Origin of the sequence: Terrabacter sp. Soil810 (genome assembly GCF_001429645.1) — a bacterium.
Lineage (GTDB): Bacteria > Actinomycetota > Actinomycetes > Actinomycetales > Dermatophilaceae > Terrabacter.
On sequence record NZ_LMSW01000003.1, the window covers coordinates 212681 to 238894 of the forward strand.

Genomic DNA, 26214 nt, shown 5'->3' on the forward strand with positions numbered 1-26214 from the left:
CGGCCCACGGCATACGCCCTCGGGTCGCGCTGCGGCGCAGCGTCCTTCAGTCGAGGGGGTCGAGGATCCGGTGCAGGAACTGACGCGCCCGCTCGGTGCGGGGACGGGTCAGGACCTCGTCCGGTGTCCCGCGCTCGACGACGACCCCGCCGTCCACGAAGAGCACCTGGTCCGCGACCTGCTGGGCGAAGCGGATCTCGTGGGTGACCACGACCATCGTCCACCCTTGTGCGGCAAGGTCCTTCATGACCACGAGCACCTCGCCGACGAGCTCGGGGTCGAGCGCCGAGGTCGGCTCGTCGAAGAGCATCAGCTGGGGCCGGATGGCGAGCGCCCGGGCGATGCCGACGCGCTGCTGCTGGCCACCGGAGAGCTGGTAGGGGTAGGCACCGGCCTTCTCCTCCAGACCGACGAGGCGGAGCAGCTCGTGCGCCTCCGCCTCGGACTCGGAGCGATCCCGGCGTCGGGCGAGCACCGGACCGGCGGTGACGTTCTCGAGCACCGTCAGGTGCGGGAAGAGGTGGTGGGACTGGAAGACCATCCCGCTCTGGGCCCGGAGGGTCGCGACCTCGCGCCTCGTCAGCGGTCGCTGCGCGAAGTCGACCTCGACGTCACCGATGCGGACGACGCCTGCGTCCGCCACCTCGAGCGCGTTGAGCGAGCGCAGGACGGTCGTCTTGCCCGAGCCGGACGGGCCGACGAGGACGGTGACGCTGCCCGGCGCGACCTCGAAGTCGATCGACCGGAGCACCTCGTGGTCGCCGAACGACTTCGCAAGGCCGGACACCGAGACGAGCGGGTCGGGTTGTGGTGCAGTGGATCTCGAGGAGATCGCAGAGCTCGCGCGGGTGCTGCGCAGGGGGGTGTGGGACTCGGTCATGCGGCGACGTACCTGTTCTGTCGTTCCTCGAGGCGGGACTGGACGGCGGAGAGGACGAGGCAGACGACCCAGTAGTAGACGGCGGCGACGCCGTACAGCGCGAAGAACTGGTAGGTCGGCGCCGCGGCCTCCTGCGCCACGCGCAGCAGCTCGGTGACCTGGATGGTCGAGGCGAGCGAGGTGTCCTTGACGAGGGAGATGAGCGTGTTGGACAGGGGCGGGATGGCGGTGCGGGCAGCCTGCGGCAGGACGACCCTGCGCAGCGTCGTGACGTAGCCCATCCCGACCGTCGAGGCCGCCTCCCACTGGCCCTTGGGGACCGAGAGGATCGCCGAGCGGATCACCTCGGCGGCGTAGCCACCGACGTTGAGCGTGAAGGCGAGGACGGCCGCCGGGAAGGGGTCGAAGCGCACCCCCAGGGCGGGCAGGCCGTAGTAGATGATGAAGAGCTGGAGCAGCAGCGGCGTGCCGCGGACGAGGGACACGTAGACCCGCGCCACGGACGACACCGCGCGCACCGACGACAGCCTCATGAGGGCGACGCCGAGAGCGAGGACCAGCCCGAGGACGAAGCTGATGATCGTCAGCGGGATCGTCGTGGTCACCGTGGCCCGCAGCAGCGGGCCCAGCGCGTCGAGGATCAGCTGGGTCGTCTGCTCGTTCACGACGCCGAGGCGCCGGCAGGCTGCTTCGAGACGTCGGCCGAGAAGTACTTCTGCGAGATCTTCGCGAGGGTGCCGTCGGCCTCGAGGTCGGCGAGGGCCCGGTCGATGGCGGCGACGAGGTCGGAGTCCTTGCGGGTCGCGACGACCTGCTCGGAGACGTCCCCGGTCCTGGCCGCGATCTTGACCGTCTGGTCACCGGTCGACTTCTGGTAGTCGAGCACCGCAAGGCTGTCGTTGACGGTCGCGTCGACGCGCGACTGCTTGAGCAGCGTGATGGCCTGGGTGAAGCCCTCGACCGACTCGACCTGGGCGCCGGCGTCCTTGGCGACCGCGGCCCAGTTGCTCGTCAGGCTCTGCGCGGACTTCTTGCCCTCGAGGCTCGCCAGCGAGGTGATCGACGTGTCGTTCGCGCGGGTGGCGATGACGCCCTCGGACCACGTGTAGGTGCTGCTGAGGCCGTAGAGGCCGGCGCGCTCAGGGTTCTTCGTGACCTGGTTGACGACGACGTCGTAGCGCTCGGCGGCGAGGCCGGCGAAGATCGCGTCCCAGGGCGTCTCGACGTACTCGACCTTGACGCCGAGCTTGTCGGCGACGGCCTTCGCGACCTCGACGTCGTAGCCGGTCAGGGCGTTCGTCCTGGGATCGTGGAACGAGAACGGCGAGTACGTGCCCTCCGTGGCGACGCGCAGGACGCCTGCCTGCTTGACGGACTCGAGGTCGGAGCCGCCACCCGAGCCGGTGCTGCAGGCAGTGAGGACGACGGCGACGAGCGTGGTGAGCAGGGCGGTGAGGGTGAACCTCGAACGCATGGTAGGCACTTCCTGTGGATCGGCGGGATGGCGTCGGACGGCCGACAACCTATAAGTCCACCTTGGGATGGACATAATCAGTTGTCGGGGGTCCACCGCCTGCCAACCGGCAGGACGTCGTCTGCATTCCCTCTTCGGCGTGTCGCCCGCGTCACCCACCCGTGCACGAGGCCCTGACCGGGTCGTCAGGAGCACGTCAGTCGTCGAGCGATGCCACGTAGTCCTCGAGCCCCGCGCGCTCGGTGCCCAGCGTCTTGACGTCGCGGCCGAGCGCGGCCGTCGCCTGGCGCGCCGTCAGCGTGTACGTCTGCCCCGCGGAGGTCACGTTGACCGTGTCGAGGTTGGTCACGGTGCCGAGCAGCAGCGTGGCCGGGGCACGCAGGTCGGTCGTGCCGAAGGGCTTCCCGGTGTCGGAGAGCGTGATCGTCACGGCATACGGCGGCCGCGTCGTCCAGAGCGCGAGGAGTAGGTGCCACGCGGCCCGAAGCCGGCCGCGTCCACGAGCGCGACGACCTTCGAGCTGTCGCCGACGTAGGCCGTCCGGCCGGCCCACAGCGCCTGCGCCCGGTCCGCGACCGCGACCGTCGCGGACGCTCCCCGCGGCTGGTCGGCCGGCTCCGACGTGGTGCACCCCGCGAGGCCGAGGACGCTGACGGCCAAGGAGCAGAGGACGGTCCGGACCATGAGGGGTCTCCTGTCTGCGGCACCGACCACCGGCGCGCCGCAGTGTACGGACGCCGGACACACTCCCCCCGTTCCGGACACCCGAGGCGTGCCCCGCAACACACCGAGAAGGTGCCAAACCACCGGGATCGGACACCGGTGTGTTGTGACCTGCTCGGTGTGTTGTCGAGCAGGCGTCGCGTGCGCTTCTCCCGACGCCATGGGTTCACCCCGGCGCGCGGCTCAGAGGTGCTTGGCCCACTCCCGCGTCCACCCCGTCACGGCGAACCCCATCCGCTCGTTGATGGCGATCATGTGGGTGTTGGTGTCGGCGTTCCACGTCCGCACCGTCGTGGCGTCGGGGCGCTCCCGTTGCAGGGCACGGAGGTTGGCCAGCTTGACGGCCAGGCCCAGTGCCCGGCCCCGGTGCTCGCGCAGGACGAGGGTGTCCGACTGGACGGCAAGGTCGGGCTGCCCCGGGCGCACCACGATGTCGGTGAAGGCCACGAGCCGTCCCGTGGGCACGTGCCGCGCGACGGACTCGACGCCCCAGACGGGGCTCGGGGTGTTCCACAGCTGCCGCACCCGCTCTGCGTCCCAGTCCTCCTCGTCGAGGTCGATCTCCCCTGACGGGGCGTCGGTGCTCATCCGTCGCGCGAGGACGGCGCGATCCTCGAGCCAGTCCTCGGGGAGCCCGTCGACCGACGTCTCGATGACGTATGCCGTCGGGTCGGGTCGCGGGTCGAATGCGTCGAGCGTGGCCTCGTCCACGGGCAGCGCGACGTCCTGACGGAGGTCGACCAGCGTCTGGCGGTAGCCGTTCGCGAGGGCGAATCCCGTTGCGGCGTCGCCGTGCTCGGCCGGAGACCCACTGTGGTCGTGGATGCGGTCGCACCCGTCGTCACGCAGCGTCTGCTCGCAGTGGCCGAGCAGGAGCGAGCCGATCCCGCGCCGCTGGTGTTCGGGGTGGACGGAGAGCCAGAGGCCGGCCGTCCCGAGGTTCTCACGGGTGCGTCGGATCGTCTGGGCGGCCGCGAGCACGACGTCCGAGCCGGCCTCGGAGACGAGGAACGTGCGCCGTACCTCGTGCCGGCGGTCCGCGACGTCGACGATCTCCTCGATCGAGGTCCGCTGGGCCGCGTCGCCCCAGACAGCCCGGTTGGCGGCATGGTGCACCTGGAGCCAGGCCTCGCTGCGCCGGTCACCGACGGCTAGCTCGATCTCCTTGACCCGCGGTCTCATTCGGCCGGCCCGGTGACCTTCTGCCACTCGCGGCTGTAGCCGTCGACGACGTAGCCCAGCCGCCGGTTGACGGCGAGCATGTGCGCGTTCGACGCGGAGTTCCACGTGCGGATCGACGAGACCTCGGGGATCTCGTCCATCAGGCGGAGCGCATTGGCCGCCTTGAGCCGCAGGCCGAGCCCGTGGCCGCGGTGCTCCCTCAGCACGAGGGTGTCCTGCTGGTAGCCGAGGTCAGGGCTTCCTGCGGACACCCCGATCGTCGTGAAGGCGACGAGACGGCCCGAGGGCGTGTGGCGCGCGGCCGACTCGACGATCCGCCGCCCGGAGGCGAGCGTGCGGGCGTGCGTCTCCCGCAGGCGGTCGGCGTCCCAGGCCTCCTCCTCGAGGGCGAGGTCGTCCGCGGGGGCATCGGTGCTCATCCGCTGCTGGAGGACCGCCCGGTCGTCGAGCCACTCCTCGGGCATCGCGTCGACGAAGGTCTCGACGGCGTAGTCGTCGGTGACGGCCAGGAGCGCCGAGAGGGCGTCGTGGTCGGCGGGCAGCGACATGGCGCTGCGAAGCATCGTCTGCCCGACGGCGTAGCCGTGTCGAGCCGCAAACGTCTCCGCGAGGTCGACACCGCCCTCGGCCCACTCCGTCTCGCCCATCAGCGTGCCGCGGCCGTGCTCGCGGGCGATCGCCTCCCCCTCGCTCAGGAGGGCCTCACCGACGCCTCGCCCCCGGTGGTCCGGCAGGACCGACAGCCAGAACAGGGCCAGGTCGAGGTTGTCGGTCGTCGGCATCCGAGCCTCGAACGCACCGACGAGACGGTCTCCGACCCACGCCGCACGGGCGACCCGGGTGCCCGACGGCGAGCGGTGGAAGCCCCGGATCTCGTCCAGGGTCCAGGCGCTGCCCGTGGGACCGAACAGCTCGCGCTGGACGGCTGCGTGGACGCCGATCCAGTCGCGGGCCGCATCCTCCTGGGCACGGTCGAGCAGGTCGATGGGGCGGATCTCCAGGTCGTCGCTCACGCGCACGAGTCTGTCGAGCCCGGGGGCGCGGAGCCAGCGATTTGTCCGGACCGCGCCACCCGGCATACGCACGCGGTCGCGGGCGTTACAGGGACGTAAGACCCTCCCCGCACGAAGGATGTGACACTGGAATGGTGTTCGGATTCGGTAGGAAGTCCCAGATGCCCAGCCGCGACGAGGCCCTCCCGGGTCGCGCGGAACGCCCGTATGCCGTGAACCCCACGCACGTCGTGCTCGGCACCCCGCTCGAGGGTCCCTGGCCCGAGGGCTCCGAGGTGCTCTACGTCGCGATGGGCTGCTTCTGGGGGGTCGAGCGCATCTTCTGGAGGCAGGACGGCGTCGTCTCGACCGCCGCCGGCTACATGGGCGGCTACACGCCCAACCCGACGTACGAGGAGACGTGCACCGGTCGCACCGGGCACGCCGAGACGGTCCGCGTCGTCTACGACCCCGAGATGACCTCTCCCGAGCTGCTGCTCAAGGCGTTCTGGGAGAACCACGACCCGACGACGTCCAACCGCCAGGGCAACGACGTCGGAACCGCCTACCGTTCGGCGATCTACTGGACGACCGAGGGGCAGCGCCTCGCCGCCGAGGCGACGCGCGAGGCGTTCCAGAAGGTGCTGGACGACAACGGCTTCGGGCAGATCACGACCGAGATCCGCCCGGCCGAGGACGCCGGCCCGTTCTACCTCGCCGAGGACTACCACCAGGGCTACCTGCACAAGAACCCCGGCGGCTACTGCAACCACGGCCCCAACGGCATGACGTGCCCGGTCGGCATTGTCCGCCAGGACCAGTTGCCCGCCCAGCAAGACATCGCTCCGCCGGCCTGACCGCGACCACCGCCCGGCGAAACCGCACCACGGGAACGCGCCCACCCCCCGGTGGGCGCGTTCGTCGTGCAGGACGGTCCGGGCGGAGACGTATCCACACGGCCAGCTCGAGCCTCTGTCCCTGAGGTCGGACCATTCCGGGACCGACCATGACGACAAGGGGAGTTGCCATGGCAACGACGTCCAACGGGCCACGGCCCGACCAGGGGTCATCCGAGCAGCCCGCAGCCGCGAACGTCCCGAAGGCGGTGGCCGACGTCGGGCTCGACGTCCCGTCGCAGCCGTTCCTCGACCAGCAGCTCCACGGGCAGACGACGCGGACGACCAAGCGCTCGATGAGGACGAAGGACGACACGGGTCCCGCGAGCACGAACACGTCCGATCCCGTGGCCGAGACCACGGACCCGGCACACGTCCATGCCTCGGTCCAGGCCCTGGCCGCGCGCATCGAGCCCGAGGCGCCCGTGCCCCTGGCGACGCTGCCGGACGAGATCCGACAGTCCGTCACAGCGCTGCAGCCCGGGCGTCGCTCGACGCACGGATCCAAGTACTCGCTCGCCTACTTCCCGGGGCCGCAGGTGCGCCGGCCCTGCGGTGACCGTTTCGGCTATCTCACGACTGCCCGAACCCGCAGCGCCACGCGGTTGCCCTTCACCGCGGCCAACCGCGGTCTGCTCACCGCCCTGGGCACCGCCATGGCCGCCCCGGGGCGCGACGCCCCCATCGCCGACTCGACCATCGACGCCGGCATGACGTATGCCGGTCAGTTCATCGACCACGACATCACGCTCGACGTCTCGTCCTCGCTCGACATCTCGACCGATGCGAACACGATCCACAACATGCGCTCGCCGTCGCTCGACCTCGACAGCGTCTACGGTCGAGGGCCCGCCCTCGACCCCTTCCTCTACGACATGCCCGGCCCGGGCGCGAACCCCAGCGCCATCAAGATGCAGCTCGGCACCAACCTGCCCAGCGGCCCCGGCGGGCCCGGTGGTCCCGGTGGGTCGGTGGGGATGGTGCAGCACGCGGACCGTGACGTGCCACGCCTGCTCGGGTCGGCCCACACGGCGATCATCGGCGACCCCCGCAACGACGAGAACCTCGTCGTCGTGCAGCTGCACCACACGATGCTGCGCTTCCACAACGCCGTCGTCGACGCAGTGCTGGCGAGCGGCTTCAGCGGGGACGTCTTCGTCGAGGCGAAGCGCATCGTCACGCACCACTACCAGTGGGCCGTCGTCCACGACTTCCTCCGGGCCGTCTGCGGGCCGACGGCGGTCACGAGCGCGATGACGTCGGTCTCGGCGCCACCCAACAGCGCCTTCCGGATGCCTGTGGAGTTCTCCGTCGCGGCCTACCGCTTCGGGCACAGCATGATCCGGGACACCTACTGGCTGAACTTCAACTTCCCGGCCGGCACGCTGGCCCAGGTCTTCCAGTTCAACCGCAACCCGCACCTGCCCGTCCGGAGCAACTGGGTCGTCGACCTCAACGCCTTCTTCCCGACCGGCATACCCGTGCCCGTCTTCAACAAGGCGCGCAAGATCGACACCGGCATCGCAGCGGGTCTCGAGCACCTGCCGGGCTTCACCGGGATGATGGAGATGCTCGCCGTGCGCAACCTGCTGCGCGGCCTGGCACTCGGCCTGCCGAGCGGTCAGGGCGTGGCCCGGGCCTTCGGGATCACGCCGCTCACGGCCGCACAGCTCACGGCGGGTCTCCCGGCCCCCGAGCAGGCGGCCCTCTCCGCCGCAGGTGGAGTCCTGCTCACGAGGACGCCCCTCTGGTACTACGTGCTCCGCGAGGCAGCCGTGCTCAAGGGCGGGAACCGTCTCGGCCCCGTCGGCGCGCGCATCGTCGCCGAGACGTTCGCCCGGATGCTCAAGAGGGACCCTGACTCGTTCGTGAACCAGCTCGGCGGCTTCGTGCCGATCCTCCCGGGGGCGTCCGCGGGGGCGTTCACGTTCGCCGACCTCGTCACCTTCACCCGGATGAACCTGCCCTGAGCGACACGGCGACCTGGAGCGGCTTGCCCAGGGCGCCCGCCGCGCGAACCCTCGGCCCAGGGTGTCGAGGAGCCGCCACAGGTCCCGAAATCATCGGATATCCCTCCGACTCGGTGATGTCGGGACCTGTGCGGCTCCTGACCGAAGAGCCGACCCAGCCGTGCCGCCCCCGGCCACGCGGCGGCGATGGCAGGATGCCGCCATGGCCGACAAGAGCTTCCACATCAGCCGCGAGACGACGATCGCCGCACCGCCGGAGCGGATCCACGCTCTCGTCAACGACTTCCACGAGTGGCAGGCGTGGTCCCCTTGGGAGGGGCTGGACCCCGCGATGGAGCGCGCCTACACCGGCCCCGCGGCCGGCGTCGGTGCCGTCTACGCCTGGCGCGGCAACAGCAAGGCGGGCGAGGGCCGCATGGAGATCCTCGAGTCGGAGCCCCAGCACGTCGCCGTCGACCTGCTCTTCGCCGCCCCGATGAAGGCGCACAACCGCGTCGACTTCACCATGACCCCCGACGGCGACGGCACCCGGGTCGAGTGGGCCATGACCGGGCCCCAGAACGTCGTCATGCGCCTCATGAGCAAGGTGTGGTCGATGGAGAAGCTCGTCGGTCCCGACTTCGAGAAGGGCCTCGCGCAGCTCAAGCGCACCGCCGAGAACGCATGAGCCCGTTGGTGATCCGGGACGCCGTCCGCGACGACGTGCCGGCGATCGTGGCCATGCTGGCCGACGACCCGCTCGGCGCCGCCCGCGAGGACCTCGGCGACCCACGGACGTACCACGCGGCATACGACCGGGTGGTGGCCGACCCCGGACAGCACCTCGTCGTCGCCGAGCGCGAGGGCACGGTCGTCGGCACGCTCCAGCTCAGCGTCATCCCGGGGCTGTCGCGACGGGGCGCCACCCGCTCCGTCATCGAGGGTGTTCGCGTGGCCCGCCCTGAACGCGGAACCGGCCTCGGCACCGAGCTCGTCACCTGGGCGGTCGAGGAGTCGCGCCGGCTCGGGTGCACCCTCGTGCAGCTGACGAGCGACGCGAGCCGCACCGACGCCCGCCGCTTCTACGAGCGGCTCGGCTTCGTGGCCTCGCACGTCGGCTTCAAGCTCCAGCTCGACGACTGACCCCGCGGGCGCTGCCCACGGGGTCGGTCGTCACGACACGGGGCCGCTCAGAAGATGCGGACCCGCTGGTCCTCCTCGAGCCACAGCGCGTCACCCGGCTTGACCGCGAAGGCCTCGTGGAACTCGCTGAGGTTGCGCACGGCGTTGCCCCGCACGTCCTGGGGCGAGTGCGGGTCGATGGCGAGCAGCCGGATGGCCTCGGCCTCGCGGGCCTTGCCCTTCCAGACCTGGGCCCAGCCGATGAAGAAGCGCTGCGGCCCGGTGAAGCCGTCGAGCTCGGTCATCCCGCTGCCCTCGGTGGCGATGCGATAAGCGGAGTAGCCGATCTGAAGGCCACCGAGGTCGCCGATGTTCTCGCCGACGGTCAGCCCGCCGTTGACCTTGTGGTCGTCGGACAGCCCCGCCGGCGTGTAGCCGCTGAACTGCTCGATGAGCCGCTGCGACAACGCGTCGAACCGCTCACGGTCGGCCTCGGTCCACCAGTCACGCAGGGCCCCGGTGCCGTCGTAGCGCGAGCCCTGGTCGTCGAAGCCGTGACCGAGCTCGTGGCCGATGACCGCGCCGATGCCGCCGTAGTTGACGGCGTCGTCGGCCTCGAGGTCGAAGAACGGCGGCTGGAGGATCGCCGCCGGGAAGACGATCTCGTTCATCGACGGCATGTAGTACGCGTTGACGTGCTGCGGGAGCATGAACCACTCGCTGCGGTCGATCGGGGCACCGATCTTCGCGAGGTTGCGGTCGACGTCGAAGGCCGTGCTGCGGCGCACGTTGCCGACGAGGTCGGCCGGGTCGATCTCGATCGCGGAGTAGTCGCGCCACACGTCGGGGTAGCCGATCTTGGGCGTGAACGCGTCGAGCTTGGCGACGGCCTGGGCGCGGGTGTCGGTGCCCATCCACTCGAGCGACGAGAAGGACCTCCGGAAGGCCTCGACGAGGTTGGCGACGAGCTCCTGCATGCGCTCCTTCGCCGCGGGCGGGAACCACCGCTCGGCGTAGAGCTGGCCGACGGCCTCACCGACGCACGACTCGACGACCGCGACGCCCCGCTTCCACCGCTCCTTGTTCTCCGGCTGCCCCGAGAGCGTGCGACCGAAGAAGTCGAAGTCCTCGTCGACGAACGACTGCGGCAGCACCGACGCAAACTCCGAGAGGACGTGCCACGTCAGCCACGAGCGCCAGTCGGCGACGTCGGTGGACTCGAGGGCCGCACCGAGGCCGGTGACGAAGCTCGGCTGGCGCACGACGACCTTGTCGAACGAGCCCGCAGGCGCCCCGAGGCCCGAAAGCCATGCGTCCCAAGGGAACTGGGGTGAGAGCGCCTTGGTCTCGTCGAGCGTGTGGGCGTTGTAGGTCTTGATCGCGTCCCGGTTGCTCACGGTGTCCCAGTGCGACGCCGCGAGGAGCGTCTCGAGCGCCATGATGCGCGTGGCCCTGGCGTCGGCGTCGGGGATGCCGGCGATGGCGAGCAGCCTCCCGATGTGCGCGACGTAGGCCGTGCGGGTGTCGGCGTACTTCTCCTCGCGGTAGTACGACTCGTCGGGCAGGCCGAGGCCGGCCTGCTCGAGGTAGACGACGTAGTCCTCCGGCGAGCGCTCGTCGGGCGACACGAAGTGCTGCAGGGCGCCGGCGACGCCGTCACGGGCGAGGCGACCGAGCGCCGCGCCGAGGGAGTCGACGTCGTCGACGGCCGCGACCTCCGAGAGCACCACCTGCAGGGGCGAGAGCCCCAGCTCCTCGATGCGGTCGGTGTCGGTGAAGCTGGCATAGAGGTCGCCGACCTGTCGCTTCGGAGTGCCCAGCGCGCTCCCCTCGTCGGCCGCCGCCTCCTCGATGAGGTCGCGCACCCGCGCCGTGGACTCCTCGCGCAGGATGTCGAAGGTGCCGAAGCGGGCCCGGTCGCCCGGGATCTCCGTCGTGTCGAGCCACGTGCCGTTGACGAACCGGAACAGGTCGTCCTGGGGTCTGGTGGACCGGTCGAACCCCTCGAGCGTGATGCCGGACTTCATGAGCACGTTGTCTCCCCTTTGCCAGTGCCGGACCTCACCGGCGAGCGTGCTGCCGAGCCTAGTCACGCCCGCCGACGCCGGGCGCGGCGACCGCCGCGAGCAGGTATGCCGTGTCGTGGCGTCGGCGGGTCGTGGCGTCGGCGGGTCGTGGCGTCGGCGGGTCGTGGCGTCGGCGGGTGGTGACTCGACGGGTGGGTCAGCGCCGCAGCCGGCCCGCGACGACGCCGGCGAGCCCGACGAGCAGCAGCATGCCGCCGAAGGCGCCGATCATCGACGGACCCACCATCCGGAAGCTGAGGTCGGCGTCGGTGAGGTTGGCGACGAGGAGGTAGGCCGCCACGAGCATCGTCAGCAGCCCCAGCATGATCGACCCGGGGCGCGGTCCCTTGCGGACCGTCACGAGGGCCGGGCGCGGGGCCGGCTGGGGCACGGCGGGCGCCGGCCACGACGGGTCGGGCACGGAGGTCGTCGGCGGCGGCAGGTGCGGAAGGCGGGCTCCCTCGAGGACGGCGTCGTCGGGCACCGGCGTCGAGGGCTCGACGCGGAAGGGGGTCGCCGTCGGCAGCGCCCGCGTCGAGGCGGCGGGGATCGTCGTGGTCTCCGTCGGGTCCGGCGTCGGCGCCGGGGCCGGGTCGGCCATCGGGTCGGCCATCGGGTCGGCCATCGGGTCGCGGTGCTCCGCTGTCGGGTCCGGGGTGTCGTTGCTCGTCATGTCGCTGCTCTCCGCTGCGTTGGTCGTCGGCTGGTTCGTCGGGTCGGCGCCCGGGTCGTTCCTCGGGTCCTGCGGGCCGGTGCTCATGACGCGCTCGCCGTCGTGATCTTGATCTGGCCGACGCCGAGCTCGGCGTCGACGACGATCTCGGGGGTCTTCGTCGCGTCTCCGAACGTGACCGTCTGCGTCCAGCCGGTGCCCTCGTGCTGGACCTGGTCCGGGCCGAGGCGCTGCATGCCGTCGCCGGCCACCGTCGGGCCCGTCGCGACGATCTCGCCGGCACGCGCCGTGGCGTTGACCTTCACGTTGACACCCTCGGGGACGACGAGGTCGAGCTCGCCGACGCCCATCGTGGTCGTCACGGTGTCCGTGCCGAGCGTGCTCTTCCAGTTCGCGTCGCGCAGGTCGACCGTCATCTGGCCGAGGCCGAGCTCGAAGGCGGGCGGCGGGGTCATCGACGTCACCGTGTGGGTGCGGTCACCCGCCTGCCAGGGGTGCGCGAGCCCCATGGGCGCGGCGGTCGTGGCCGCGGCCGCGATCATGCCGGTCACGGCGAAGAACGCGAGGCCTCCGGACCGACGGCCGGCGAGGCCGGCGACGAGGATGCCGAGCCCGAGCACGCCCAGGCCGGAGGCGATCCCGACGGCCACGGGGTTGCCGGACCATCCGGCTGCCTGCGCGACCGACGAGAGCACGACACCGGTGACGATGGCGAGGCCTAGGACGAGGAGCCCACCGGCGAAGCCGATCGACGGGGTCCGCTCCCGCACGGGCGTCGGGGCGGCCGGGCGGGGTGCGGCGAGGGTCGCGCCGGCGTTGGCGGCCGCGTTGCCCGTCGAGCCGTAGGCCGTAGCGGCCGCGGGGACCGGGGTCCCGCCGCCGGGCTGCGTGACAGCCTCACCGGTCACGGGGTCGACGGACGTCGTCGCGCCGGGGGCACCGGGGCCCTGGTTCCTCCAGGGCGCCTGGGCCATGAGCTCGCGGCCGCTGGCGGTCCGGGTCGCGAACCACGAGGCACCCACGATGAGGAGCACGAACCCGAAGAAGCGGAAGCCCCTCGAGTCGCCACCCCACCAGGGGCCGCCGCCGAGCACCGCCATCGCCGTGACGACGAGGAGGAAGATCGAGTGGCCCTCACCGTGCTTGAGCGCGCGCTCGACGTGGATCTCGCCGCGCTCGTCCGGCATGAGCAGCCACAGCACGAGGTAGAGGGCGACGCCCATCCCGAAGAAGATGGAGAAGAGGATGAAGCCCGCTCGGACGACGAGAGGGTCGACGCCGAGCCAGCGGGCCAGGCCCGTCGCGACGCCGGCGAACCAGCGACCGTCGCTCCGGCGCACGATCCCCGGGCGTCGCAGAGCGGTGTAGAAACCGTCCAGGCCGTGCCCCTGCGGAGGGGCGTCATTGCTTTTCGTCATGTCCCCACAGTGGCGCCCCGAACTCCCCGCAACCATGAGGGTCGACCCTGAGCGCACCCTGACGCGACCCCCAAAGAGGGCCGGGATGGTCGCCCTCGGCCGCGGAGTGGGTCAGGATGGAACGGTGCAGACGGCATACGAGAACGGAACGGGCCCCGCGCGCCCGGCCTGGCGGGCGACGCCACGGCCTCCGCTCGTGCGCCAGCGACAGGGCAAGGTCATCGCAGGGGTCGCCGCGGGCCTCGCCGAGCACCTCGGGGTGCCGGTCGTCGCCGTACGCGTGGTGCTCGTCCTGACGAGCATCCCCTTCGGCGCGGGGCTCGTCGTCTACGTCTTCCTCTGGGCGACGATGCGCGAGGTCGGTGATGTCGACCCGGCCGTTGCCTCAACCCCGACCCTCTCGCCGGCGCCGGGTGCCCCGGTCGCCGACCCGGCCACCGCAGGCGGTGCCACGACGCCGACGACCGCCAGCACGGTCCGCACCCAGCACCACGTCGACCTCGCCGCCATGCGCACCTGGCTGCGCAGCGGCAACCAGGCCGTCGTCATCACGCTGCTCGGCGTGGCCGCCCTGGCCGTCGCCGGCGCGCTCTGGCTCGGCGGCGCCGGTCTCGACGTGCATGCCGAGCTCATCCTGCCCGTCGTCGCCATCGTCATCGGCGCGATCTTCTTCTGGTCGCAGCTCGACGACACCGACGCCATCGGGGCCCGCCGGCCGGTCCGCTGGATCTGGCTCGTCGTCGGCCTGGGCCTGACCATCCTCGGCCTCGTCGGCCTGCTCGTGCGCGGCACGAAACTCACCGAGCTGTGGCAGGTTGCGGGCGCCGTGCTCGCCGCGCTCGTCGGCGTGGCCGTCCTGTCGGCGCCGTGGATCCTGCGGCTGTGGAGCAACCTGCGCCTCGAGCAGGCGGCCCGTATCCGCGCCACCGAGCGCGCCGACATCGCCGCCCACCTGCACGACTCGGTGCTCCAGACCCTCGCCCTCATCCAGCGCCAGTCCGGCGACGCCGCGACCGTCGCACGGCTCGCCCGGGCCCAGGAGCGACAGCTGCGCAGCTACCTCTACGACGAGGACGCGCGTGCCGGCACGCTGGGCGCCGCCCTCACCGCGGCGATGGGCGAGGTCGAGGACCTCCACGGCGTGCCCGTCCAGCTCGTCGTCACGGGCGACCGACCCATGGACGAGCACCTCGACGCGCTCGTCAAGGCCGTCCGCGAGGCCACGTGGAACGCCGTGCGCCACGCCAGCCCGCCGGTCAGCGCCTACGTCGAGGTCGGACCCGACGCCGTCGAGGCGTTCGTCCGCGACCACGGCGCGGGCTTCGACCTCGACACCGTGCCCGACGACCGCGCCGGGGTGCGCGAGTCGATCATCGGCCGGATGGAGCGTCACGGCGGCACGGCCCGCATCCGTCGGCGTGCCGACGGCACCGAGGTCGAGCTGCGCCTGCCCGTGCGCCAGCCGCACGAGCCCGAGGCGGCCGCGACCACTCCCGCCCCGCCCGGTGCCCCTGCCGCGCCCACCGCACCTGGCACCACACCCAGCACGACCACCGGCAGCACGCCGGACCCCGAGACGCAGGAGCAGGCTTCATGACCGACCCGCGGACCATCCGCATCGTCATCGTCGACGACCACCACATGTTCCGCACCGGTGTGCGTGCCGAGCTGACGACCCTCGCGGCGACGCCGCGGGCCGGGGCGTTCACGCTCGAGATCGCCGGTGAGGCCGGGGCGGTCGAGTCGGCGGTGAAGGTCATCACCGAACAGCGCCCCGACGTCGTGCTCCTCGACGTGCACCTCCCCGGCGGAGACGGTCACGGCGGCGCCGACGTCATCCGCGCCTGCGCCGGCGTCCAGTCGGGCGCCGACGTGCCCGTGCGCTTCCTCGCCCTGTCGGTGTCCGACGCCGCCGAGGACGTCATCGCCGTCATCCGCGCCGGAGCCCGCGGCTACGTCACCAAGACGATCAGCGCCGAGGAGCTGCTCACGGCGATCGGACGGGTGGCCGACGGCGACGCCGTCTTCAGCCCGCGCCTCGCCGGCTTCGTCCTCGACGCATTCGGGGCCACCGCGGGTGAGGTCGCCGAGATCGACGAGGAGCTCGACCGTCTCTCGGCTCGCGAGCGCGAGGTCATGCGCCTCATCGCGCGCGGCTACCAGTACAAGGAGGTCGCGAAGGAGCTCTTCATCTCCGTCAAGACCGTCGAGACCCACGTCAGCTCGGTGCTGCGCAAGCTCCAGCTCAGCTCACGCCACGAGCTGACGGCCTGGGCCATGGGCCGCCGCCTCCTCTGACCTGCCGCTTCCTCCTGCGCCCTCGACCGAACGCAGCGTTCGGTCGCGAAAGCGTTGGTAGAACACAGAGTTCGCCACCGAACGCAGCGTTCGGTCGCGAAAGCGCTGGTAGAACAGTGAGTTCGCCACCGAGCGCAGCGTTCGCGATGTGAGCGTGACAGGGCGTATGCCGTCAGGCGGGGTCGGCGACGAAACGGCGCAGGGCGGTGACGATGATCTCTGGGGCGTCGGTGTGCACCCAGTGCCCGGCCCCCTTGATGGTGAACAGGCGGGTGCGGGGGAAGTGCCGACGCATGCGTTCGCCGTCCTCGCGCCTGACGTAGCGCGAGTCGCCGCCGGCGACCCACAGCACCGGACCCTCGTAGGCCGGGAGCTCGTCGAGGTCGTCGGGCCAGTCCGCGATGCGTGAGTCCACCCCCAACGCCGCGTCACCCGCAACGAGGTCGAGGTTGACCTGCCAGCGCCACGCCTGCCCGTCACGCCGAAGGTTCTGCAGGAGGAACGCCTTGACGCCCGGGTCGGGCTCGGTGAAGCGGGCCTCGGCGTCGCCCCGGCTCGTCAGCTCGGCCAGCGGCAGCGCCTGCATCTCGCGGATGTAGCCCTCGAAACGCTCGAGCGAACCGTAGCCCTTGGGCGCGATGTCGACGACGACGAGCCGCTCGACGAGCTCGGGGTGACGCAGGGCGAGCACCATCGCGACCTTGCCCCCGAGCGAGTGGCCGACGACGGCCCACCGATCCCCGTCGCCCTCGGCACGGAGCGTCGCGGCCACGGCGTCGGCGTACGCGTCGAGCGAGAACTCCTGCGACCACGGTGACCGGCCGTGGTCGGGGAGGTCGACGAGCAGACACCGCGCGTCGGCGCCGTCGGGGCCGCTCACGGCCTTGGCGATCTGGTTCCAGTTGCGGCCCTGGCCGAAGAGGCCGTGGAGGAAGGCGATCCGGGGCCCGGCGGTGCCCACGGACAGGGTGTTGAGAAAGGCCTGGTCAGCAGCCGGCGTCATGACCGCGAGCCTACGCGGCGAGCCGCCTCACGCCGCTCCGGGTCGGCCGTGAGGCGGCCGCAGCCGACCTCCGTGCGTGACCTCACGGGGTCGCCGGACATCCGTGAGGCGGCCGTAACCGCGGGGTCACAGCAGACCGGGCGACCGGCAACACCGGCTCCCTAGCGTGAGCGTCACGCTCTCGCAGCGACCCCAGCCCGTCTCACTCCGACACCGTCCCGCTCGGCTCGAGCAGCCCAGGAGGAACCCCGTGAGCACCACCACCGGAAGCACGACCGACAGCACGACCGGCAGCGCCGCCGAGACCTCAGCACCCACCGCTCTCGCACCGGCGCCCGAACGTCCCGGCCGCCTCCGTGAGCTCACCGCCCCGCGCACGCGGGTCATCCGCGACTGGGACCCCGAGGACACGGCGGCCTGGGAGGCCGGCAACAAGGACGTCGCCCGTCGCAACCTGATCTGGTCGGTCGCGACGGAGCACATCGGCTTCTCGATCTGGTCGATCTGGTCGGTCATGGTCCTGTTCATGCCGCAGGCCGTCTACGGCTTCACCGCGGCCGACAAGTTCTTCCTCGTGGCCGTGCCGACACTCGTCGGCGCCGTGCTGCGGGTGCCCTACACGATGGCCACGGCCTGGTTCGGGGGCCGCAACTGGGCCATCATCAGCGGCTTCGCCCTCCTCGTGCCGACGACCCTCACGTGGTGGCTCATGGTCAACCCGGGGCACTCGTTCACGACCTTCCTGCTCATCGCGGGGCTCGCGGGTCTCGGCGGCGGCAACTTCGCCTCGTCGATGACGAACATCAACGCCTTCTACCCGCAGCGGATGAAGGGCTGGGCCCTGGGGCTCAACGCCGGTGGCGGCAACATCGGCGTCCCCGTCGTGCAGCTCGTCGGGCTCCTCGTCATCGCGACGCTCGGCAACCGTCGGCCGGAGGTCGTGTGCGCCATCTACCTCGTGCTGCTCGCCGTCGCCAGCATCGGCGCCGCGCTCTTCATGGACAACCTCGACCACCAGACGGCCAACCCCAGGGCCATGCTCGAGGTGCTGCGCCACCGTGACTCGTGGTTCATCTCGCTGCTCTACATCGGCACCTTCGGCTCGTTCATCGGCTTCGGCTTCGCCTTCGGGCAGGTGCTCAACCAGACGTTCCTCGCCGGCATGACCGGAGGGGCCGCGCCGACGCCCGCCCAGACCTCGGCCGCGAGCCTGCACGCCGCCCAGATCGCCTTCATCGGGCCGCTGCTCGGCTCGGTCAGCCGCGTGTGGGGCGGCAAGCTCGCCGACCGCCGCGGCGGTGCTGCCGTGACGTTGTGGACGTTCGTCGGCCTCACCGTCGCGGGCGTCCTCGTGACGCTCGCCGCCCGCTCGGACGACGTGACGGCCAGCGCCGCGACCGGTCTGCAGCTCACCGGTCTCATCGGCGGCTTCGTGCTCCTCTTCGTCCTCTCCGGCATCGGCAACGGCTCGGTCTACAAGATGATCCCGGCGCTCTTCGAGGCGAGGTCCGCGTCGATCCCCGGCCCCGCGGTCGAGCGCACGGCGTGGTCGCGCTCGATGGCCGGCGCCCTCATCGGCATCGCCGGCGCCATCGGTGCTCTCGGCGGCGTCCTCATCAACCTCGGGCTGCGGGCTTCCTACCAGGGCGCCGGCCACTCGGCCACGGCCGCGTTCGTCGTCTTCACCCTCTTCTACGTCGGCGCCGCCACCTTGACCAAGGTGCGCTACCGCCGATGACGACAGACCTGAGAATGCCCTCGCACCAGCTCGGTGGGCCAGCGCCCACCGAGCCGGTGGGCGTCGCCACCCACTGCGCCTACTGCGGGCTCCAGTGCGCGATGACGCTGACCGGTTCGTCGGCAGCGGACCTCACCGTCAGCCCGCGCCGCTTCCCGACGAACCGGGGTGGGCTCTGCCAGAAGGGCTGGACCAGCGCCGAGCTGCTGCGCACGCCCGGGCGCCTCACGACCCCGCTCGTGCGACGGGACGGCGTCCTCGCCCCCGCGTCGTGGGACGAGGCCCTCGACGTCGTGGCCGGTGCCATCGTGCGGACGCAGGCGGCATACGGCAGGGATGCTGTCGCGGTGTTCGGCGGCGGCGGCCTGACGAACGAGAAGGCTTACCAGCTGGGCAAGTTCGCACGCGTGGCGCTGAGGACGAGCCAGATCGACTACAACGGTCGCTGGTGCATGAGCTCGGCCGCCGCCGCGGGGATCAGCTGCTTCGGGCTGGACCGCGGGCTCCCCTTCCCCGTCACCGACATCGGGTCGGCGCACGCGGTGCTGCTCCTCGGTGCCAACCCCGCCGAGACGATGCCGCCCTTCCTGACGCACCTCGTCCGGGCTGCCGACGCCGGTGGCCTCATGGTCGCCGACCCCCGCCTGACGCCCACCGCGGCCAAGGCGGTCGATGGCGGCGGTCTGCACCTGCAGCTGCGCCCCGGCACCGACGCCGCGCTCGCCCTCGGCATGCTGCACCTCGCCGTCACGGAGGGGTATGCCGACCGCGGGTTCGTCGCGGAGCGCACCTCGGGCTTCGACGACGTCTGGCCGATCGCGGCGCAGTGGCTGCCCGAGCGGGTCGAGCGCGTGACGGGCGTCGCGGTCACGACGATGCGCGCTGCCGTGGCGGCGCTGGCTCGCGCCCGCGACACCGAGCGCGGTGCCTACGTCCTGTCGGCCCGCGGGAGCGAGCAGCACGCGAGCGGCACCGACACGGTGACGGCGTTCATCGCCCTGGCCCTCGCGCTCGGGCTGCCCGGCAACCCCGGCACCGGGTTCGGGACGATCACCGGCCAGGGCAACGGCCAGGGCGGCCGCGAGCACGGCCAGAAGGCCGACCAGCTGCCCGGCTACCGCAGGATCGACGACCCGGCCGCGCGGGCCCATGTCGCCGCGGTCTGGGGCATCGACCCCGCCGAGCTGCCGGGTCCCGGCCGGAGCGCCTTCGAGCTGCTGTCGGCGCTGGGCACCGAGGGCGGCCCGCGCGTGCTCATGGTCCACGGCAGCAACCCCGTCGTCTCCGCGCCCGACGCGCGCGTCGTGACCGAGCGCCTCGCCGCCCTCGACCTGCTCGTGGTCTCGGACTTCGTCCTGTCCGAGACCGCAGCCGTCGCCGACGTGGTGCTCCCCGTGCTCCAGTGGGCCGAGGAGGAGGGGACGCTGACCAACCTCGAGGGCCGGGTGCTGCGGCGCCGTCGGGCCATCACCGCCCCGGAGGGGTGCCGCAGCGAGCTCGACCTGTGGAGCGAGCTGGCACGCCGGATCGGTTGCAGCACAGGCTTCCCCACTGACCCGAGAGTCGTCTTCGACGAGCTGCGCCGGGCCTCGGCGGGGGGTCCGGCCGACTACTCCGCGGTGACGTGGGAGCGTCTCGACGCCGGCGAGAGCCTGCACTGGCCGTGCAGCACCGAGCGCCCCCAGGGCACGCCGCGCCTCTTCCTCGACCGCTTCGCGACACCCGACGGCCGCGCTCGGTTCGTGCCCGTCGACCACGTGGGTCCTGCTGAGGCCGACGACGCGGACTACCCCCTCGTCGCGACGACGGGACGGGTGCTCCAGCACTACCAGTCAGGCGCCCAGACACGAGTCGTCGCAGAGCTGTCGGCCGCCGCGGGCGAGATGTTCGTCCAGGTGCACCCCGACACGGCCGAGGCCGCCGGGCTCGTCGAGGGCGACCTCACGGACGTCGTCAGCCGACGCGGCCGCACTCGCGCCGTCGTCCGCGTCGACGAGGACATGCGTGCCGACGTCGTCTTCCTGCCCTTCCACTGGGGCGGTGACGCCCGGGCGAACTCCCTGACCCACGCGGCCCTCGACCCCACGAGCCGCATGCCGGAGTTCAAGGCGTGCGCCGTCCGCCTGGAGGCCATCGCATGACCCGCTCCCGCACACACGTCCTCGTCGTCGGCAACGGCATGGCCGGCGCCCGGCTCGCCGAGGAGATCCGCCAGCGCGACCCCGAGGCCGAGCGCTTCGCCGTCACGGTCGTCGGCGAGGAGCCGCACGCCGCCTACAACCGCGTGCTCCTGTCGACGGTCATCGCCGGAGGCATCACCCCGCGCGACACGCGCCTCAAGCCCGACGGCTGGTGGTCCGCCCGGCACGTCGACGTCCTCACGGGCGCCCGGGTCACGACGGTCGACGCGGCGGCCCGGACCGCGACGCTCGACACCGGCGGCGTCGAGCGCGTCATGGCCTGGGACGAGCTCGTGCTCGCCACCGGGAGCACGAGCTTCGTCCCACCGACCGAGGGGCTGTATGCCGGCACGCCGGGTCCCGGCGCCGCGCTGGCCGACGGGGTCGTCGCCTTCCGCACGGTCGACGACTGTGGCCGGATCGTCGAGGCAGCCGAGTCGGCTTCCACCGCAGTGGTGCTCGGCGGCGGGCTGCTCGGTCTCGAGGCGGCCCGCGGCCTGCTCGCCCGAGGTGTGGACGTCACCGTCGTGCACCCCCAGGACTTTCCGATGGACCGCCAGCTCGACGCCGACGGGGGCGCCGTCCTCACGCGCGTCGTGCGCGGCATCGGCGCGCGTCTGGTCCTCGGTCGCCTCGTCACCGCACGACACCCCTCCGTCGACGACGCCACGGCCCACGTCGTCCTCGACGACGGCACGACCCTGGCCGCCGACCTCGTCGTCGTCGCGACCGGCGTGCGACCGCGCACCGACCTCGCCGTCGCGACCGGCCTCGACGTCGCCCGAGGGGTCGTCGTCGATGACCGCCTGGCGACCTCGATCCCCCACGTCCACGCCATCGGCGAGTGCGCCGAGCACCGCGGCGAGGTACCGGGGCTCGTCCAGCCCGGGTGGGACCAGGCACGCGTGCTCGCCGACGTGCTCACCGGCGCCGACCCCGGCGCGACGTACGAGGGCACGAGCGTCCTGACCCGGCTCAAGGCCCACGACATCGACCTCGCCAGCATGGGCACGGTCGACGTCGACGTGCACGATCCGGGCCACGAGGTGCTCGCCTTCACCGACCCGAGCCGCGGCCGCTACGCCAAGCTCGTGCTGCGCCAGGACCGCCTCGTCGGCGCCATCCTGCTCGGCGTGGGGGATGCGGCCGGCGCCCTGACCCAGCTCTACGACACAGGCGCGATCGTCCCACGGGATCGCTTGTCGCTCATGCTCGGTCGCGCGATCACGAGGTCGGGAGCGACGGAGGGCGTCAACCTCGCCGAGATGCCCGGCACGGCCGTCATCTGCCGGTGCAACACCGTCACCAAGTCCGCCGTCGTCGGCGCCTTCCGGGCCGGTGCCGAGACCGTCGCAGCCGTCGCCGAGGCCACCCGGGCCACGACCGGCTGCGGCTCCTGCAAGGGCGCCGTCGACGGCCTCTGCTCGTGGCTGCGCTCGGCGGAGCCGGCAGCGGCGCCCACCGGTCCGAACGCGTCCCCGTCGCCCCAGCCCACCGCCTCACCCCTCTCCCCGTCCCCCGAACCGGTGCCGGCACCCGCCGCCCTGACCGAAGGAGCCGCCTGATGTCCACCACCGAGAACCGGACGGACACCGCCACCCGCGCCGTCGTCGTCGTCGGCCACGGCATGGTCGGCCACCGCTTCGTCGAGGCGCTGCGGTCGCGCGACACGGACAGCACGTGGAAGGTCGTCGTCCTCTCCGAGGAGGCGGAGGCGGCCTACGACCGAGTCGGTCTCTCCTCCTACGTCGGGGCCTGGGACCGCGCGTCGCTCGCCCTCGCCGGCAACACGTATGCCGGTGACGACCTCGTCGACCTCCGCCTCGGGACCCGGGCCGAGCACGTCGACCGCGACGCCCGCACCGTCACGACGAGCGCCGGCGAGGTCATCGCCTACGACGCGCTCGTCATCGCGACCGGGTCCCACCCGTTCGTGCCGCCGGTCCCCGGGCACGACTCGACGGGCTGCTTCGTCTACCGCACCCTCGACGACCTCGACGGCATTCGCGTCGCTGCCGAGTCCGCGATCGAGCGGGCCGCGGCCGAGGGCCGGGCGGCGAACGGTCTCGTCGTCGGCGGCGGACTGCTGGGCCTGGAGGCCGCCAACGCGCTGCGCCTGCTCGGCCTGACACCCCACGTCGTCGAGTTCGCCCCGCGCCTCATGCCGCTCCAGGTCGACGACGGCGGCGGGGCCGTGCTCGAGCGACTCATCGGGAGTCTCGGCGTCCAGGTGCACACGGGCGCCGGCACGAGCTCGATCGCGGCACAGGACGACGGCCGGCTCGCAGTCGAGCTGTCCGACGGCACGGCGCTGCTCACCGACCTCGTCGTCTTCTCCGCGGGCGTGCGGCCCTCCGACGCCGTGGCCCGCGCGGCGGGGCTCGACGTCGGCGAGCGGGGCGGCGTCGTCACCGACCTGGCCTGCCGCACGAGCGACGAGAACGTCTGGGCCGTCGGCGAGGTCGCCGCCGTGGAGGGCCGCTGCTACGGGCTCGTCGCACCCGGCTACACCATGGCCGAGGTCGTCGCCGACCGGCTGCTCGGCGGCGAGGCGACGTTCCCCGGCGCCGATCTGTCGACCAAGCTCAAGCTCCTCGGCGTCGACGTCGCCTCCTTCGGCGACGCGATGGCGACGACGCCCGGCGCCCTCGAGATCGTCCACACCGACGCGACGAAGGGCACCTACGCCAAGGTCGTCGTCAGCGACGACGCCAAGACGCTGCTCGGCGGCATCCTCGTCGGCGACGCGTCGGCGTACACCACGCTCAAGGCGTACGTCGGGCGCGAGGTGCCCGGCGACCCCGGCGCCCTCGTCTCCCCGGCGGGCACCGAGCTGGGCGCCGACGCCCTCCCCGACGACGCCGTCATCTGCTCGTGCAACAACGTCACGAAGGGCTCGATCTGCGGCGCGATCGCCGAGGGCGCGTGCGACCTCGCGGCCATCAAGGGCTGCACGAACGCCGGAACCACCTGTGGCGGTTGTCTGCCCACGGTCAAGAAGCTCCTCGTGGACTCGGGTGTGGAGCTGTCGAAGGCGCTGTGCGAGCACTTCGAGCAGAGCCGGGCCGAGCTCTTCGAGATCGTGGCGTCGACCGGCATCCGCACCTTCTCGGGGCTCATCGCCCGCTACGGCACCGGCACCGGCTGCGAGATCTGCAAGCCGACCGTCGCCTCGATCCTCGCGTCGACGAGCAGCGACCACGTGCTCGACGGCGAGCAGGCGGCGCTCCAGGACAGCAACGACCACTTCCTCGCCAACATCCAGAAGAACGGCACCTACTCGGTCGTCCCGCGGATGCCGGGTGGCGAGGTCACGGCAGAGCAGCTCATCACGATCGGCCAGGTCGCCAAGGACTTCGGGCTCTACGTCAAGGTCACCGGCGGACAGCGCATCGACCTCTTCGGTGCCCGCGTCGAGCAGCTGCCCGCGATCTGGCAGCGCCTCGTCGACGTCGGCATGGAGTCGGGGCAGGCCTACGGCAAGTCCCTGCGCACCGTGAAGTCGTGCGTCGGCTCGTCGTGGTGCCGCTACGGCGTGCAGGACTCCGTCGGGATGGCCGTCGACCTCGAGCACCGCTACCGCGGGCTGCGCTCGCCGCACAAGATCAAGTTCGGCGTCTCGGGCTGTGCCCGCGAGTGCGCCGAAGCGCGCGGCAAGGACGTCGGCGTCATCGCCACCGACAAGGGCTGGAACCTCTACGTCTGCGGCAACGGCGGCCAGACCCCGGCGCACGCCCGCCTGCTCGCGAGCGACCTCGACGACGAGACGCTGGTGCGCTACATCGACCGGTTCCTCATGTTCTACGTCCGTACGGCCGACCGGCTCCAGCGCACCGCGCCGTGGCTCGACGCGCTCGAGGGCGGCCTCGACCACCTCAAGGCCGTCGTGTGCGAGGACTCCCTCGGGATCGCCGACGACCTCGAGGCCGCGATGGGGCGTCACGTCGAGGGCTACCAGGACGAGTGGAAGGCCGTGCTCGACGACCCCGAGAAGCTCTCGCGCTTCGTGTCGTTCGTCAACGCCCCGGAGGAGGCCGATCCCACGGTCGCATTCGACGAGTCGGGCCCGCGCAAGGTGCCGGTCCTGCTCGGACTACCCACCGTCCGCGAGAACGCCTGAGTGCGAAGGGAACCCATCATGACCACACTCGTCACCCCTCCCGAGGCCCCGCCTGTCGACGTCGCGCCGTCCGCTGGTCGCAGCGCCGTGCGGCCGGGCATCCTGCCGCCACCCGGCGCGAGGCAGTGGGTGCCGGCCTGTCCGGTCACGGCGCTCGTGCCGGGTCGCGGCGTCGCGGTGCTGCTGCCGGGGGGCGCACAGGCGGCCCTCTTCCTGCTGCCGAACGGGATGATCTACGCCGTCGACAACCTCGACCCGTACGCCCGCGCTGCGGTGCTCTCCCGGGGCCTGACCGGCGACCGGGGCGGGGAGCCGACCGTGGCGTCACCCCTGCTCAAGCAGGTCTTCTCGCTCCGTACCGGCGCCGCCCTCGACGACCCCGCGGTCGCCCTGCCGACGTATGCCGTCCGCGTCCAGGCCGGCACCGTCCGCATCGGCGTCCCCCTCCCCTGACCACCCGCCGAGACGCCACCGCTCCAACCGTCGAGAGGCCACGAACCGGGGTCCGGTTCGTGGCCTTTCGACGGTTGAGGGCGGGGGTCAGGCGGGGTGCGCGACGAGGGCGGCGCGGAGGGCGTCCTCGAGGCCGGTCGTCGGGCGGCCGGTGAGACGCGACAGGTCGCCGCTGTCGGTGAACAGGGCACCTGCGGCGAGGCCGCGGTCACCGTCGGCGAGCACGGCGGCATACCCCTCCGGGAGGCCGGCCGCGACGAGAGCGGCCGTGTAGTCGGCGACCGGGAGGTCGGTGTAGACGATCTCGCGGCCGGCGACGCGACCCACCGTCTCGGCGAGCTCGCCGAGGGTGAACGCCTGGTCTCCCCCGAGCTCGTAGACGGCGCCCTCGTGCTCCACGCCACCCTGACCGGCGAGGACGACGGCGGCGGCGTCGGCGAAGTCGGCCCGGGTCGCGGCGCTGACGCGTCCCGCACCGGCTGCCCCGATGACGGCGCCGTGCTCGAGGAACGTGGGCAGCTGGCCGGTGTAGTTCTCGAGGTACCAGGAGTTGCGCAGGAGGGCGTGCGGCAGCTCCGACGCGGCGAGCAGCTCCTCGGTCGCGCGGTGCTCGGCGGCGAGCACGAGGTCGGAGGCGTCGGCACGGGTGATGCTCGTGTAGGCGACGAAGCCGACTCCGGCGCGTGCAGCCGCGTCGATGACGTTGGCGTGCTGGGCGACCCGCTGACCGACCTCGCTGCCCGAGACGAGCAGGAGCCGGTCGACGCCGGAGAAGGCGGCGTCGAGCGAGGCGGGGTCGGTGTAGTCGGCCCGGCGCACCTGCACACCGCGGTCGGCGAGGTCGGCGATCGACTCGGGCGTGCGGGCGGTGGCGACGACATCGGCGGCGGGCGTGCCGCGCTCGAGGAGGGCTTCGACGACGAGGCGGCCGAGGTGGCCGCTGGCACCGGTGACGAGAAGGGTCATGACGTTCCTTTCGGGTGGGGCTGACACCCACGAGAACGACCGCACCACGAGCATACTTCCCAGAAGTTAGTACCCACTTTG

At 72.1% G+C, this 26214-nt stretch carries 23 protein-coding genes; 11 read left to right on the top strand and 12 right to left on the bottom strand.

Going from position 1 to position 26214, the window contains the following annotated elements:
• Nucleotides 1–46 precede the first annotated feature (46 nt).
• The 7 genes from ASG96_RS04965 to ASG96_RS04995 form a co-directional block, all read right to left on the bottom strand.
• Nucleotides 47–880: an amino acid ABC transporter ATP-binding protein gene (locus tag ASG96_RS04965; protein WP_235509068.1), complete on the bottom strand. Its 834-nt coding sequence runs from the start codon at nt 878–880 to the stop codon at nt 47–49.
• A complete protein-coding gene (locus ASG96_RS04970) occupies nt 877–1545 on the bottom strand; it encodes an amino acid ABC transporter permease (RefSeq protein ID WP_057586995.1) in 669 nt (222 codons plus the stop codon). The genes ASG96_RS04965 and ASG96_RS04970 overlap by 4 nt, the downstream gene beginning before the upstream one ends.
• The gene (locus ASG96_RS04975; RefSeq protein WP_056760628.1) at nt 1542–2354 is read right to left on the bottom strand and encodes an amino acid ABC transporter substrate-binding protein; all 813 of its coding nucleotides are present in this window, start codon (nt 2352–2354) and stop codon (nt 1542–1544) included. The genes ASG96_RS04970 and ASG96_RS04975 overlap by 4 nt, the downstream gene beginning before the upstream one ends.
• Nucleotides 2355–2550: 196 nt before the next feature.
• On the bottom strand, nt 2551–2784 hold the full coding sequence (locus ASG96_RS04980) for a hypothetical protein (RefSeq protein ID WP_057586997.1): 234 nt from the start codon (nt 2782–2784) through the stop codon (nt 2551–2553).
• A complete protein-coding gene (locus tag ASG96_RS04985; protein ID WP_057586999.1) occupies nt 2781–3038 on the bottom strand; it encodes a hypothetical protein in 258 nt (85 codons plus the stop codon). Before ASG96_RS04985 ends, ASG96_RS04980 begins: the two co-directional genes overlap by 4 nt.
• A gap of 222 nt (nt 3039–3260) precedes the next feature.
• The gene (locus ASG96_RS04990; protein WP_057587001.1) at nt 3261–4259 is read right to left on the bottom strand and encodes a GNAT family N-acetyltransferase; all 999 of its coding nucleotides are present in this window, start codon (nt 4257–4259) and stop codon (nt 3261–3263) included.
• The gene (locus tag ASG96_RS04995) at nt 4256–5272 is read right to left on the bottom strand and encodes a GNAT family N-acetyltransferase (RefSeq protein WP_162262016.1); all 1017 of its coding nucleotides are present in this window, start codon (nt 5270–5272) and stop codon (nt 4256–4258) included. Before ASG96_RS04995 ends, ASG96_RS04990 begins: the two co-directional genes overlap by 4 nt.
• Nucleotides 5273–5433: 161 nt before the next feature.
• On the opposite strand from ASG96_RS04995, the gene msrA reads away from it, so the two are divergent.
• From msrA to ASG96_RS05015, 4 genes are all read left to right on the top strand, one after another.
• On the top strand, nt 5434–6108 hold the full coding sequence (gene msrA / locus ASG96_RS05000) for a peptide-methionine (S)-S-oxide reductase MsrA (protein WP_235509069.1): 675 nt from the start codon (nt 5434–5436) through the stop codon (nt 6106–6108).
• 170 nt (nt 6109–6278) lie between these two features.
• The gene (locus ASG96_RS05005) at nt 6279–8117 is read left to right on the top strand and encodes a heme peroxidase family protein (RefSeq protein WP_057587007.1); all 1839 of its coding nucleotides are present in this window, start codon (nt 6279–6281) and stop codon (nt 8115–8117) included.
• A gap of 202 nt (nt 8118–8319) precedes the next feature.
• Nucleotides 8320–8784, top strand: coding sequence for an SRPBCC family protein (locus tag ASG96_RS05010; protein WP_057587010.1), 465 nt, complete (start codon nt 8320–8322; stop codon nt 8782–8784).
• Nucleotides 8781–9239, top strand: coding sequence for a GNAT family N-acetyltransferase (locus tag ASG96_RS05015; protein ID WP_057587012.1), 459 nt, complete (start codon nt 8781–8783; stop codon nt 9237–9239). The genes ASG96_RS05010 and ASG96_RS05015 overlap by 4 nt, the downstream gene beginning before the upstream one ends.
• Before the next feature lie 47 nt (nt 9240–9286).
• On the opposite strand, the gene ASG96_RS05020 is transcribed toward ASG96_RS05015, so the two are convergent.
• The 3 genes from ASG96_RS05020 to ASG96_RS05030 all read right to left on the bottom strand — a co-directional run bounded on the left by ASG96_RS05020 (nt 9287) and on the right by ASG96_RS05030 (nt 13375).
• Entirely contained in the window at nt 9287–11245 is a 1959-nt protein-coding gene (locus ASG96_RS05020; RefSeq protein WP_057587014.1) for a M13 family metallopeptidase, read from the bottom strand.
• A 196-nt stretch (nt 11246–11441) separates the two neighbouring features.
• A complete protein-coding gene (locus ASG96_RS05025) occupies nt 11442–12044 on the bottom strand; it encodes a hypothetical protein (RefSeq protein ID WP_057587016.1) in 603 nt (200 codons plus the stop codon).
• The gene (locus ASG96_RS05030) at nt 12041–13375 is read right to left on the bottom strand and encodes a PspC domain-containing protein (protein WP_162262017.1); all 1335 of its coding nucleotides are present in this window, start codon (nt 13373–13375) and stop codon (nt 12041–12043) included. The genes ASG96_RS05025 and ASG96_RS05030 overlap by 4 nt, the downstream gene beginning before the upstream one ends.
• Before the next feature lie 124 nt (nt 13376–13499).
• Between ASG96_RS05030 and ASG96_RS05035 the strand changes: the two genes are divergently transcribed.
• Together ASG96_RS05035 and ASG96_RS05040 are read left to right on the top strand one after the other, a co-directional pair.
• Nucleotides 13500–14972 (top strand): ATP-binding protein, encoded by a 1473-nt coding sequence (locus ASG96_RS05035; RefSeq protein ID WP_235509070.1) that lies wholly within the window; start codon nt 13500–13502, stop codon nt 14970–14972.
• Entirely contained in the window at nt 14969–15673 is a 705-nt protein-coding gene (locus ASG96_RS05040; RefSeq protein WP_056760588.1) for a response regulator transcription factor, read from the top strand. The genes ASG96_RS05035 and ASG96_RS05040 overlap by 4 nt, the downstream gene beginning before the upstream one ends.
• A 172-nt stretch (nt 15674–15845) precedes the next feature.
• On the opposite strand, the gene ASG96_RS05045 is transcribed toward ASG96_RS05040, so the two are convergent.
• The gene (locus ASG96_RS05045) at nt 15846–16676 is read right to left on the bottom strand and encodes an alpha/beta fold hydrolase (protein ID WP_057587023.1); all 831 of its coding nucleotides are present in this window, start codon (nt 16674–16676) and stop codon (nt 15846–15848) included.
• Nucleotides 16677–16926: 250 nt separating this feature from the next.
• Here ASG96_RS05045 and ASG96_RS05050 point away from each other — a divergent pair, with 250 nt between their 5' ends.
• From ASG96_RS05050 to nirD, 5 genes are read left to right on the top strand one after another with little or no spacing between them, the layout of a single operon-like run.
• On the top strand, nt 16927–18414 hold the full coding sequence (locus ASG96_RS05050; RefSeq protein ID WP_200962651.1) for a NarK/NasA family nitrate transporter: 1488 nt from the start codon (nt 16927–16929) through the stop codon (nt 18412–18414).
• Nucleotides 18411–20555, top strand: coding sequence for a molybdopterin oxidoreductase family protein (locus ASG96_RS05055; protein ID WP_369813561.1), 2145 nt, complete (start codon nt 18411–18413; stop codon nt 20553–20555). The genes ASG96_RS05050 and ASG96_RS05055 overlap by 4 nt, the downstream gene beginning before the upstream one ends.
• Nucleotides 20552–22159 (top strand): FAD-dependent oxidoreductase, encoded by a 1608-nt coding sequence (locus tag ASG96_RS05060; RefSeq protein ID WP_056760581.1) that lies wholly within the window; start codon nt 20552–20554, stop codon nt 22157–22159. The genes ASG96_RS05055 and ASG96_RS05060 overlap by 4 nt, the downstream gene beginning before the upstream one ends.
• Nucleotides 22159–24714 (top strand): nitrite reductase large subunit NirB, encoded by a 2556-nt coding sequence (nirB, locus tag ASG96_RS05065; protein ID WP_057587027.1) that lies wholly within the window; start codon nt 22159–22161, stop codon nt 24712–24714. Before ASG96_RS05060 ends, nirB begins: the two co-directional genes overlap by 1 nt.
• 18 nt (nt 24715–24732) lie before the next feature.
• Nucleotides 24733–25167, top strand: a complete 435-nt coding sequence (gene nirD, locus ASG96_RS05070; RefSeq protein ID WP_082591636.1) for a nitrite reductase small subunit NirD — start codon at nt 24733–24735, stop codon at nt 25165–25167.
• 87 nt (nt 25168–25254) lie between these two features.
• On the opposite strand, the gene ASG96_RS05075 is transcribed toward nirD, so the two are convergent.
• On the bottom strand, nt 25255–26133 hold the full coding sequence (locus ASG96_RS05075) for an SDR family oxidoreductase (RefSeq protein WP_057587029.1): 879 nt from the start codon (nt 26131–26133) through the stop codon (nt 25255–25257).
• Nucleotides 26134–26214: the final 81 nt, after the last annotated feature.